Genomic DNA, 10,147 nt, shown 5'->3' with positions numbered 1-10,147 from the left:
TCCTCATCCGCCAGAACCACCTCGACCGTCGGCCGACCCATACGCGCCATGAGCCCAGCCTACTTCTATAGCGAAATAAAGACTCAGGACACTAGGAACCCTGGAAAGTGGCCTTGCCGGGGCCTTCCTCGACGAAGCTGCGCACGCCGCTCTCCCGGTCCTCGGTGGCGAACAGACCGGCGAACCAGTTGCGTTCAATGGCGAGACCTGTGTCGAGATCAGCCTCCAGGCCCGTGTCGACGGACTCCTTGGCCGCGCGGAGCGCGATGGCGGGGCCGTGGGCGAGCCGTGCGGCCCAGGCATGTGCCCGCTCGTACACCTCGGCGGCCGGAACGACTCGGTCCACCAGACCGATCGCCAAAGCCTCGTCGGCCTTCACCGTACGGCCGGTGAAGATCAGGTCCTTGGCCTTGGAAGGGCCGACGAGGCGGGAGAGACGCTGGGTACCGCCTGCCCCGGGGATCAGGCCGAGCAGGATCTCGGGCTGGCCGAGCCGGGCGTTGTCGGCGGCGATCCGGTAGTCCGCGCAGAGCGCCAGCTCGCACCCCCCGCCCAGCGCGTACCCGGTGATGGCGGCCACCACGGGCTTGGGGATGCGGGCGACGGCCGTGAAGGAGTCCTGGAGCGGCCGGGCGCGTGCGACCATCGCCGCGTGATCCATCGCCTGCATCTCCTTGATGTCCGCACCCGCGGCGAACACCTTGTCCCCGCCGTAGAGGATCACGGTGCGCACGTCGTCCCGGTCGGCGGCCTCCTCGGCGAGCCGACGGATCCGGTCCTGTGCCGCGATGTCCAGTGCGTTCATCGGCGGGCGGTCGAGGCGGATGGTTCCGACTCCTTCGGCGACTTCGAGTCGGACGGTCATGGCGCTGCTCCTCAGCTGTCGAAATCGACGGTGAGCTCGTCGGACGCGGGAAAGGACTGGCAGGTCAGGACGTAGCCGGCTGCCACTTCCGCGGCTTCGAGAGCGAAGTTGCGGCGCATGTCGGCCCGGCCGTCGGTGACGAGTGCTCGGCAGGTGCCGCATACGCCGCCCTTGCAGGCGAAGGGCAGGTCCGGACGGTCGCGCTGGGCGCCGTCGAGCACGGAGAGGCCGCGGGGCAGCGCCGCAGTCGTGGTGCGGCCGTCGAGGATGATCGTCACCTGGCTCTCGGGCCCCTCGGTGACGTCGTCGGCGTCCTCTTGACGGATGGTCCGGAACGGCTCGTCGTCGGCGTGGAAGAGCTCCTGGTGGACGCGGTTCTCCGGCACGCCGAGGCCGGCGAGCAGAGCCCGTGCGTCGCGGACCATGCCGTGGGGGCCGCACAGCCACCAGTGGTCGGCGTGCTCGGGGTCGACCAGGGCTTCGATGAGCGCTGCCAGCCGCTCGGCGTCCAGGCGGCCGGAGAGCAACTCCGCTTCGCGGGGCTCCCGGGACAGAACGTGGGCCAGGTGGAAGCGGGCCGGGTACAGGTTCTTGAGGTCCGCGAGATCGTCGGCGAACATCACGGTGCCGGTCCGGCGGTTCCCGTACAGGAGGGTGACCTGGGATCCCGCGTCCGCGGCGAGCACGGACGCGGCGATGGACAGCATGGGAGTGATGCCGGAACCCGCCGCGATCAGCACGTGGTGGGCGGGTGTGCCGAGCTCGGGGACGAACGTGCCGGCCGGGGCCATGACCTCGACGACGTCCCCGGGCTCCACGGCGTGTACGAGCCAGGAGGAGAACAGCCCGCCCGGCACCACCCGCACGCCGATGCGGGGCGGGGCCCCGGTGGAGGAACAGATGGAGTAGGAGCGGCGCTCGTCGCGGCCGTCGATCTCGCGGCGCAGGGTGAGGGACTGCCCCGGCCTGAAGGCGAACTCCTCGGCCAGTTCGTCGGACACGTCGAAGGTGATGGCCGCGGCGTCCTCGCACAGCGACTCGACCCGGGCGACGCGCAGCGGGTGGAAGGCGGGGCGGCGGGCCCGGGTGACGGTCATCAGATCTCCTTGAAGTACTCGAACGGCTCCAGGCAGGCCCGGCAGCGCCACAGCGCTCTGCAGGAAGTTGCGGAGAACCGGGAGGTCTCCCGGGTGTCCACGGACCGGCAGCGCGGGCAGGTCACGGGCCGACGCGTGGGTGACAGCACCAGCGGTACAGGCCCCCCGCCGGCCCGCCGCGGCGCGGCGCCGGGCGGGGCGATGCCGTGCTCTGTGAGCTTTCGGCGGCCCTCGTCCGTGATCCAGTCGGTCGTCCACGGCGGATTCAGCACCGTACGGACCTCCACCTGGGCGAAGCCCGCCGCATGCAGTCGTCCGGCCACGTCGGCACGTATCTCCGCCATGGCCGGACAGCCGCTGTACGTAGGGGTGATGGTGGCGATCACCCCGCCGTCGTGGCCGAGCTCGACACGACGCAGGACGCCGAGTTCCGCGAGGGTGAGCATCGGCAGTTCGGGATCGGTGATCTCCTCCGCCGCGTGACGGGCTCGGTCCAGTGCCTTGTCGGTGTGGACGGGGGGCACGGTCACCACACTCCCGCTGGGTGGTCGCGGGCCACACTCTGCAGTTCCGCGAGGAGGGGAGCCAGGTGCTCGGTGTGGTCGCCGTCACGCCCGACACGGCCCGGCTCGGTGACGCGTCGCAGGGTGAGACCGGCCGCTTCGCCGACCTGCCGGATCGTCGCCGTCACCTCGTCGTGGACTCGCGAGGTGTCGATACCGAGACCTTCCGAGGAGACGAAGAGCTCCCCGAGGCAGGACGTGACCTCGTCCATGCCCTGCTGCATGCGTCGGTGGGACTCCTCGGTACCGTCGCCCAGGCGCACGGCCCATTCGGCGGAGTACTGACGGTGGTAGGTGAGTTCCTTGACGCCCTTCGCGGCAATGGCCGCCAGCACCGGATCAGGTGAGCCGGTCAGCTGTTCCAGGAGCGCCAGCCGCCAGCAGGAGAACACCAGCAGCCGGGCGACGGAAAAGGCGAAGTCACCGTTGGGAAGCTCGGCGAGTCGCACGTTGCGGAACTCGGCCGCGTCGCGGAAATAGGCGAAGTGGTCCTCGTCCCGGCCGCTGAGGTCGGCCTGTCCGGCCCTGGAGTAGAGGAGGCGGGCCTGCCCGAGCAGGTCGAGACCGATGTTGGCCAGTGCCACCTCCTCCTCGAGCTCCGGCGCGCGGGTGCACCACTCGGCCAGCCTCTGGGCGTAGACGAGGGCGTCATCGCCCAGGACCAGGCAGCGGTCGGCCAGTTCCCGGCCGTCGACACCGTCCGGGACGGTGGCGTCGACGCCGTGCAGCGGGTGGGTGAACCCGGTGCCGAATGCCCAGTGCGCGTCGCTGTCGGCGTGTCCCTCGGTCAGGGACAGGTACACATGGTCCTCGCTCATGACCCGGCTCCTAGATGTAGGGGACGTCTTCGGGGATCTCGTAGAAGGTGGGATGGCGGTACACCTTGTCGTTGCTGGGGTCGAAGAAGGGGTCCTTCTCGTCCGGTGCCGAGGCGCCGATGTCCTCGCTGCGCACCACCCAGACGCTCACGCCCTCGTTGCGACGGGTGTAGAGGTCGCGGGCGTGGGTGAGGGCCATCCGCTGGTCCGCCGCGCGCAGTGACCCGACGTGAACGTGGTTGAGTCCACGCTTGCCCCGGACGAACACCTCGTACAGCGGCCACTCACTCCTCGTGCCGCTCATGCCGCTGCTCCCTGTGTCGCCCTGGCCGCCTGTTTCGCCGCGTGCGCGGCGGCTGCCCGCCGTACCCACGCGCCCTCCTCGTGAGCGGCTCGGCGCCGGTCGATCCGCTCCGTGTTGCACGGCCCGTCGCCGCTGATGACCCGCTGCAGTTCGGACCAGTCGGGGGTGCCGAAGTCGTGGTGCCCACGCTCGGCGTTCCAGCTCAGTTCGGGGTCGGGCAGAGTGACGCCGAGCTTGTCGGCCTGCGGGACGGTCATGTCGACGAACCGCTGGCGCAGCACGTCGTTGCTGTGGCGCTTGATCTTCCAGGCCATGGAGGCCGCCGAGTTGGGAGAATCGCCGTCGGGCGGGCCGAACATCATGAGGGACGGCCACCACCACCGGTTCACGGCGTCCTGGACCATCTCACGCTGGGCGTCGGTGCCACGCATCATCGTCAGCAGGAGTTCGTAGCCCTGGCGCTGGTGGAAGGACTCCTCCTTGCAGATCCGCACCATGGCCCGTGCGTACGGCCCGTACGACGACCGGCACAGCGGCACCTGGTTGCAGATCGCCGCGCCGTCCACGAGCCAACCGATCACCCCCACGTCCGCGAAGGACGGGGTCGGGTAGTTGAAGATGGACGAGTACTTCTGACGGCCCTCGATGAGACGGTCGGTCAGATCGGCGCGGTCGGCGCCCAGGGTCTCGGCCGCGGAGTACAGGTACAGACCGTGCCCGGCCTCGTCCTGGACCTTCGCGAAGAGGATGGCCTTGCGGCGCAGGGAGGGCGCGCGGGTGATCCAGTCGCCCTCCGGCTGCATGCCGATGATCTCGGAGTGCGCGTGCTGCGCGATCTGCCGGATCAGCGTCCTGCGGTAACCGTCGGGCATCCAGTCCCTCGGCTCGACCCGCTGGTCGTGGGCGATCGTGGCGTCGAAGTACTCCTGGTACCTCTCAAGATCTTCTGCTGCCGTCGGGTCGGAGGGTGCGGTGGACGAGGATGCCGGCATCACGTTCTGTCCTTCCGGTCGTGCGGGTCGTGAGCGTCGTGTGAGGTGACCTGCCGTGACTGGTGCCGGCTCATCACCGGCCCAGGAAAACGGGGGTCTCGCGGTTGAGGAATGCCTGGACGGCGCCGCGGTGGTCGGAGGTGGCGCCCAGACGGTGCTGGGCTGCCGCTTCGCGTTCGAGCGCCCTGCCGAGGTCGGCGGTGCCGGCTGTCCTGAGCAGGCTCTTGATCTCCTTGAAGGCGGCGGTGGGGCCGGTGGCGAGGCGTCGGGCCAGTGCCAGTCCTTCGGCGGTCGCCCGGCCCGCGGGCACCACCTGGTGGACCAGTCCCCATCGGGCGGCCTCCTCGGCGGAGAACCGGCCGCCGAGGAGGAGGAGTTCGGCGGCTCGTGAGGGGCCGACGAGTCGGACCAGGGCACGGCTCACGCCGGTGTCGGGGGCCAGTCCGATGCCGGCGAAGGCGGTGGCGAACCTCGCGTTGTCGGCCGCGATCCGCAGGTCGGCGCAGAGAGCGAGTCCGAGCCCCGCTCCGACACAGGCGCCCTCGACGGCCGCGACCACGGGTTGCGGCAGTGCGTTCAGGGCCTTCACGAGCGGGTTGTAGTGCTCGTGGATCGTCTCGAACGCCGCGAAGGGCTTCTCTTCGAGAACCCGGGCGTGCTCCTTGAGGTCCTGCCCGACGCAGAAGGAGGGGCCTTCGGCGCAGACGAGCACCGCCCGGACGCGGTCCCCGTCGGCTCGTACCCTCTCCACCGCCGCGAGCAGGCCGTCCTTCATCGTGTGGTCGAGGGCGTTGCCCGCCGAGGGGCGGCGCAGCTCTATGACCGCGACGGCGTCGTCCATGGTGCGGCCGACTTCGTGGTGTGCCTCTTCTGCCACGGGCTCGACGCTCTCCGCGGGGGTGCCGGTCATCGCCATGTGTAGAACCCCTGTCCTGTCTTGCGGCCCAGTTCGCCGCGGGCGACCATGTCGCGCATCAGCCGAGGTGGGGCGAAGCGCTCGCCGAGGGTGGCGTGCAGGTACTCGGCGATGGCAAGCCGTACGTCGAGGCCGACGAGGTCGGTCAGCCTCAGCGGTCCCATGGGGTGCCGGTATCCGAGCCGCATGGCGTCGTCGATCGACTCAGGTTCCGCGACGCCCTCCTCCACCATGCGGATCGCTTCCAGCCCCAGTGCCACCCCCAGGCGGCTGCTGGCGAAGCCCGGAGAGTCCTTGACGACGACGTCCTTCTTGCCGAGCGCGCGCGTCCAGGCGAGGGCGGCCGCGAGGGTGTCGTCGGCGGTGTCCGGCGCGACGACCAGTTCGATCAGCCCGGAGGCGGGGACCGGGTTGAAGAAGTGCATGCCGAGGAACCGTCCGGGCCGGTTCAGGACCGAGGCCAGTTCGGTGACGGACAGGGAGCTGGTGTTGGTGGCCAGCACCGTTGTCGCACTCACCGCCCGCTCGGCCGACGCCAGCAGCCGGGCCTTCAGCGCGGGATCCTCGGGGACGGCCTCGACGACGAGGTCGGCCGCCATGGGCAGGCCGTCCACGGAGTCGACGGTCGTGATCCGGCGGAGCACCTGCTCGGGAGACTCGGTGAGTCCGTCCCGCTCGGCGGCCCGCTGCAGACCGGTGGCCATACGGTCCAGTGCGGCGGCGGCCTCCTCGGCTCTCTCCACGACCGTGACGGCCGAGCCGACGGCCGCGAAGGCATGCGCGATCCCGGCTCCCATCCGGCCGCCGCCGATCACGCCGACGACCGCGGGTGCGGTGGGGTTGCTCATGTCCTGCTCCCCTTCCGCGGAGTCGGTCCGCTCTTCTCCAGGAAGCGCGTCATGCGGTCCCGTTTGTCCGCGCCTTCGAACAGCACCGCCTGGGCGAGGTCGTCGGCCACCGGATGGGCTCCCGGTGAGTTGACGACGAGCTTGGTCAGCCGCAGGGCCCCGGCCGACGAGCGGGCCATGCGGTCGAGCAGCGCGTGCGCCTCGTGCAGCAATGTGTCCGCCGGTACGACGTCGATGACCAGCCCCGCGGCCAGCGCTGCCCGCGCGTCGAGGTTCCGCCCGGCCAGCAGTACCTGCTTGGCGACCGACTCGCCGACCAGTTCGGGCAGCCGCCAGCAGGCACCTGCCGCCGCGAGGATGCCGAGCCCCGGCTCCGGGTTGCCGAAGACGGCGTCCGGTCCCGCGATACGGATGTCGCAGGCGTACGCGAGCTCGGCTCCGCCACCGAGCGCCCATCCGTCGACCGCGGCCACGGTCGGCATCGGCAGCCTGTGTATCCGCTCGAACAGTCGGCTGTTGATGCCCCGCAGCGCCTCGTCACGGCCCCGCCGCAACAGTTCGGTGATGTCGGCACCGCCCGCGAAGACGCCGCCGTGCCCGGTGAGCAGCAGGAGTTTCGGTACCCGCTCCAGCCCTTCACAGACCGTGTGGAGCTCTTCGATCATCCGGCCGCTGATCGCGTTGCGGGCGTCGGGGCGGTGGAGCGTGACGATGACCCGGTCGTCGCGCTCCTCGATCACCAGGGTCTCGTGGCTGCCGCTCATGACACCCGCTCCACGAGCATCGCGGTGCCCTGGCCCACCCCGACGCACAGGGTGGCCAGACCCCGGCGCGCGTCCTCGCGCTCCATGCGCCCGAGCAGCGTGAGCAGAATGCGTGCGCCGGAGCAGCCCAGCGGGTGGCCGAGCGCGATCGCGCCGCCGTCGGCGTTGACCCGTTCCTCGTCGAGCTTCAGACGGCGGATCACTGCCAGGGCCTGGGCGGCGAACGCCTCGTTCAGCTCGACCGCGTCGAGTTCACCGCTCAGCCATCCGGCGCGAGCCAGCGCCTTCTCGGTCGCGGGCACGGGGCCCAGACCCATGATGTGGGGCCGCACCCCGGCCGAGGCGGAGGTGACGATCCGCGCCCGGGGAGTCAGTCCGTAGCGGTCTACAGCCGCACCGCTCGCGACCACCAGCGCGGCGGCTCCGTCGGACAGCGAGGAGGAATTGCCGGCGGTGACGATACCGCCTTCGCGGAAGACAGGACGCAGTCCCGCCAGCTTCTCCAGGGAGGTGGACGGGCGAGGACCTTCGTCGTGGTCCACCCGGCCGTCCTTCACCGGCACCGGCACGATCTCGCGTGTGAAACGGCCGGACTCCCGCGCGGCGACCGCCCGCTGGTGGCTGCGCAGGGCAAAGGCGTCGGCCTCGGCGCGGGTGATGCCGTCCAGCGCCGCGACCTCTTCGGCGGTCTCGCCCATCGACAACGTCACCTTCGCCGTCTCCGGTCCGGCACCGGCCGGCACGGCCCGGTCGGCCGCGGCGAAGCGGGGGTTGGTGAAGCGCCAGCCGATCGCCGTGTCGTGGACCTCTCCCGGCTTGGCCCACGGTGTGCCGGGCTTGGCCATCACCCAGGGGGCTCGGGTCATCGACTCCACTCCGCCCGCCACGACCAGGTCCACCTCGCCGGCCCGGACCGCCTGGGCGGCGGAGGCGACCGCGGTCAGACCCGAGGCGCACAGCCGGTTGACGGTGTAGCCGGGCACGGTGTGCGGCAGCCCGGCCAGCAGAACGGCCATCCGGGCCACGTCCCGGTTGTCCTCACCGGCCTGGTTGGCGGCTCCGAGGATCACCTCGTCGACCGCCTCGCCCGGGATGCCGCTGCGCCGCACCGCCTCGGCGACCACCAGCGCGGCCAGATCGTCGGGGCGCACGGAGGCCAGCGCGCCGCCGTAGCGGCCCTGCGGGGTACGCGCGCCGTCGATCAGGAAGACGTCGTCAGACATGGAGGCTCTCCTCGGCGGGGACGTGCCGGCGCGACTGGAGCACCGAGAACCGGCCGGTGACGAAGGCCGGATCGGTGAGCGCGGCATTCGCCGCGGGATTGGCCGCGGTCCCGTGGAAGTCGCTGAACGCGGCGGACTGGTTGACGAAGACACCGCCGGTGAGGTTCTCCGACAGGTGCGTACCGGCGTCCAGAGCCGCGGCCCGCGCCGCGTCCAGGACCCCTTCGCCGGTCGCGTGCACGAGGGCCGTGAGGGCACCGTGCCGGCGCACGGAGTCGAGGAAGACACGCAGACTGTGCGTGGTGGAGTCGGTGGCGATGACGAACGAGACCGGTCCGAACCACTCACGGGTGTACGTGTCGCGGTCGGCCTCGGCGTCCAGCCGCGCCACCAGTGGGGTCCGGACCGTCGCCTTCGGGTACTCGGGGTGCTCCACTTCGCGGGAGGGATGGGCTGTGCGCCCCAATCCCGCGGCCTCGTCCAGTCGCTTGAGTACGGAGTCGTTGACGATGGCGCCGAGGGTGCCGGCGGCCCGGTTCGTGTCACCGAGCAGCTTGTCGAGTGCGGCGCCGAGGTCCGCGGCGAACTCGTCCGCCGTACGCGGACCCTGGTCGGTGGTGAAACCCTCGCGCGGGACCAGGATGTTCTGCGGCGTGGTGCACATCTGGCCGCTGTACAGGGACAGCGAGAAGGCGAGATTGCGCAGCAGACCCGTGTAGTCCTCCGTGGAGTCCAGCACGACGGTGTTCAGGCCCGCCTTCTCCGTGTAGACGGTGGCCTGGCGGGCGTTGACCTCAAGCCAGTCGCCGAACTCGGTGGAGCCGGTGAAGTCGACGACGCGTACATCGGGGTGGGTGGCCAGCTCGGGCGCCGTCCGTTCCTCGGGGTTCTCGGCCGCGAGGACGACCACGTTCGGATCGAAGCCCGCCTCCGCCAGGACGTCCCGGGCGACGCGCACGGTGATCGCGAGCGGCAGCACGGCACGCCGGTGCGGCTTGACGATCACCGGGTTGCCGGTGACGAGGCTGGCGAACAGGCCCGGGTAGCCGTTCCAGGTGGGGAAGGTGTTGCAGGCGATCAGTACCGCGATGCCATGTCCCACCGGTGTGAAGGTCTTCTCCAGCACCAGCGGGTCGCCCTTGCGCTGCGGTTTGGTCCAGCGGGCCGTGGCCGGCTGGCGCTTCTGCTCCGCCCACGCGTACGCGACCGCCTCCAGGCCGCGGTCCTGAGCGTGCGGACCACCCGCCTGGAAGGCCATCAGGAAAGCCTGTCCGGTGGTGTGCTGCACAGCGTGGGCGATCTCGAAGCTGGCGGCGTTCAGCCGGGACAGGATCTCCGCCGCGACGCCGGCGCGGGTGTCGGGGCTCGCCGCTCGCCACTCCCCGGCGGCGGCCTTGGCGGCCGCCACCGCCTCGTCGGGGGTGACACGCGGGTAGCTGACGCCCAGTTCGAAGCCGTACGGGGAGACTTCGACGCTCGGCACGGTACCGCTGCCGGGCAGCTCCTTCAGCTCGAACGACTGCCCTAGCAGCGCCTGGAAGGCGGCCTCGCCCCGCGCGGGCGCGTCGGCGCCGTAGGCCGAGGCGCTGGGTGTCTCCACGTACGGGGTCCAGTACCCGCGCCGGGCGATCGCGGATTCGGCCTGTTCCAGAAGTCCGCGGTGCTCCGCGAAGAAGTCGGGCCGGGCGGTTGATCTGGGCATTGCGCTTCACCTTCTCGTCAAGTCAGGGTCCAACCGAACGTTCGGTTCTCGTAGG

General features: G+C 70.9%; 11 protein-coding genes. All 11 read right to left on the bottom strand.

The features are described 5' to 3' along the window. Positions 1-91 precede the first annotated feature (91 nt). The 11 genes from ACWEFL_RS19980 to paaN all read right to left on the bottom strand — a co-directional run bounded on the left by ACWEFL_RS19980 (position 92) and on the right by paaN (position 10,092). Positions 92-865 (bottom strand): enoyl-CoA hydratase/isomerase family protein, encoded by a 774-nt coding sequence (locus tag ACWEFL_RS19980; protein ID WP_451714199.1) that lies wholly within the window; start codon positions 863-865, stop codon positions 92-94. An 11-nt stretch (positions 866-876) separates the two neighbouring features. Further along, positions 877-1,962 carry a 1,2-phenylacetyl-CoA epoxidase subunit PaaE gene (paaE, locus tag ACWEFL_RS19975; RefSeq protein WP_451714196.1) on the bottom strand — a complete coding sequence of 362 codons (1,086 nt, stop codon included), beginning with the start codon at positions 1,960-1,962 and terminating at the stop codon, positions 877-879. Next, on the bottom strand, positions 1,962-2,486 hold the full coding sequence (gene paaD, locus ACWEFL_RS19970) for a 1,2-phenylacetyl-CoA epoxidase subunit PaaD (protein WP_451714216.1): 525 nt from the start codon (positions 2,484-2,486) through the stop codon (positions 1,962-1,964). Before paaD ends, paaE begins: the two co-directional genes overlap by 1 nt. A 2-nt stretch (positions 2,487-2,488) precedes the next feature. Beyond that, positions 2,489-3,343 carry a 1,2-phenylacetyl-CoA epoxidase subunit PaaC gene (gene paaC, locus ACWEFL_RS19965; RefSeq protein WP_451714193.1) on the bottom strand — a complete coding sequence of 285 codons (855 nt, stop codon included), beginning with the start codon at positions 3,341-3,343 and terminating at the stop codon, positions 2,489-2,491. 10 nt (positions 3,344-3,353) lie between these two features. Further along, complete coding sequence (gene paaB / locus ACWEFL_RS19960; protein ID WP_451714191.1) at positions 3,354-3,647, bottom strand: 1,2-phenylacetyl-CoA epoxidase subunit PaaB; 294 nt, start codon at positions 3,645-3,647, stop codon at positions 3,354-3,356. After that, complete coding sequence (gene paaA, locus ACWEFL_RS19955; RefSeq protein ID WP_451714188.1) at positions 3,644-4,639, bottom strand: 1,2-phenylacetyl-CoA epoxidase subunit PaaA; 996 nt, start codon at positions 4,637-4,639, stop codon at positions 3,644-3,646. The genes paaB and paaA overlap by 4 nt, the downstream gene beginning before the upstream one ends. 73 nt (positions 4,640-4,712) lie before the next feature. Next, entirely contained in the window at positions 4,713-5,549 is an 837-nt protein-coding gene (locus ACWEFL_RS19950; RefSeq protein WP_451714186.1) for an enoyl-CoA hydratase/isomerase family protein, read from the bottom strand. Next, a complete protein-coding gene (locus ACWEFL_RS19945) occupies positions 5,546-6,403 on the bottom strand; it encodes a 3-hydroxyacyl-CoA dehydrogenase family protein (protein WP_451714183.1) in 858 nt (285 codons plus the stop codon). The genes ACWEFL_RS19950 and ACWEFL_RS19945 overlap by 4 nt, the downstream gene beginning before the upstream one ends. Then, on the bottom strand, positions 6,400-7,167 hold the full coding sequence (locus ACWEFL_RS19940; protein ID WP_451714180.1) for an enoyl-CoA hydratase/isomerase family protein: 768 nt from the start codon (positions 7,165-7,167) through the stop codon (positions 6,400-6,402). Before ACWEFL_RS19940 ends, ACWEFL_RS19945 begins: the two co-directional genes overlap by 4 nt. Continuing rightward, positions 7,164-8,390: a thiolase family protein gene (locus ACWEFL_RS19935; RefSeq protein ID WP_451714177.1), complete on the bottom strand. Its 1,227-nt coding sequence runs from the start codon at positions 8,388-8,390 to the stop codon at positions 7,164-7,166. Before ACWEFL_RS19935 ends, ACWEFL_RS19940 begins: the two co-directional genes overlap by 4 nt. Further along, positions 8,383-10,092, bottom strand: coding sequence for a phenylacetic acid degradation protein PaaN (gene paaN, locus ACWEFL_RS19930; protein WP_451714174.1), 1,710 nt, complete (start codon positions 10,090-10,092; stop codon positions 8,383-8,385). Before paaN ends, ACWEFL_RS19935 begins: the two co-directional genes overlap by 8 nt. Between the last annotated feature and the right edge of the window lie 55 nt (positions 10,093-10,147).

Source organism: Streptomyces sp. NPDC004838, assembly GCF_053600955.1.
Note: the sequence above shows the minus strand (reverse complement) of the source record. Positions and strands in the feature narration are given on the sequence as shown.

What these genes read in the sequence shown, in the direction of transcription:
- ACWEFL_RS19980 (WP_451714199.1), bottom strand. Translation starts at nt 865, where the DNA reads ATGACCGTCCGACTCGAAGTCGCCGAAGGAGTCGGAACCATCCGCCTC.
- paaE (WP_451714196.1), bottom strand. Translation starts at nt 1,962, where the DNA reads ATGACCGTCACCCGGGCCCGCCGCCCCGCCTTCCACCCGCTGCGCGTC.
- paaC (WP_451714193.1), bottom strand. Translation starts at nt 3,343, where the DNA reads ATGAGCGAGGACCATGTGTACCTGTCCCTGACCGAGGGACACGCCGAC.
- paaB (WP_451714191.1), bottom strand. Translation starts at nt 3,647, where the DNA reads ATGAGCGGCACGAGGAGTGAGTGGCCGCTGTACGAGGTGTTCGTCCGG.
- paaA (WP_451714188.1), bottom strand. Translation starts at nt 4,639, where the DNA reads ATGCCGGCATCCTCGTCCACCGCACCCTCCGACCCGACGGCAGCAGAA.
- ACWEFL_RS19950 (WP_451714186.1), bottom strand. Translation starts at nt 5,549, where the DNA reads ATGACCGGCACCCCCGCGGAGAGCGTCGAGCCCGTGGCAGAAGAGGCA.
- ACWEFL_RS19945 (WP_451714183.1), bottom strand. Translation starts at nt 6,403, where the DNA reads ATGAGCAACCCCACCGCACCCGCGGTCGTCGGCGTGATCGGCGGCGGC.
- ACWEFL_RS19940 (WP_451714180.1), bottom strand. Translation starts at nt 7,167, where the DNA reads ATGAGCGGCAGCCACGAGACCCTGGTGATCGAGGAGCGCGACGACCGG.
- ACWEFL_RS19935 (WP_451714177.1), bottom strand. Translation starts at nt 8,390, where the DNA reads ATGTCTGACGACGTCTTCCTGATCGACGGCGCGCGTACCCCGCAGGGC.
- paaN (WP_451714174.1), bottom strand. Translation starts at nt 10,092, where the DNA reads ATGCCCAGATCAACCGCCCGGCCCGACTTCTTCGCGGAGCACCGCGGA.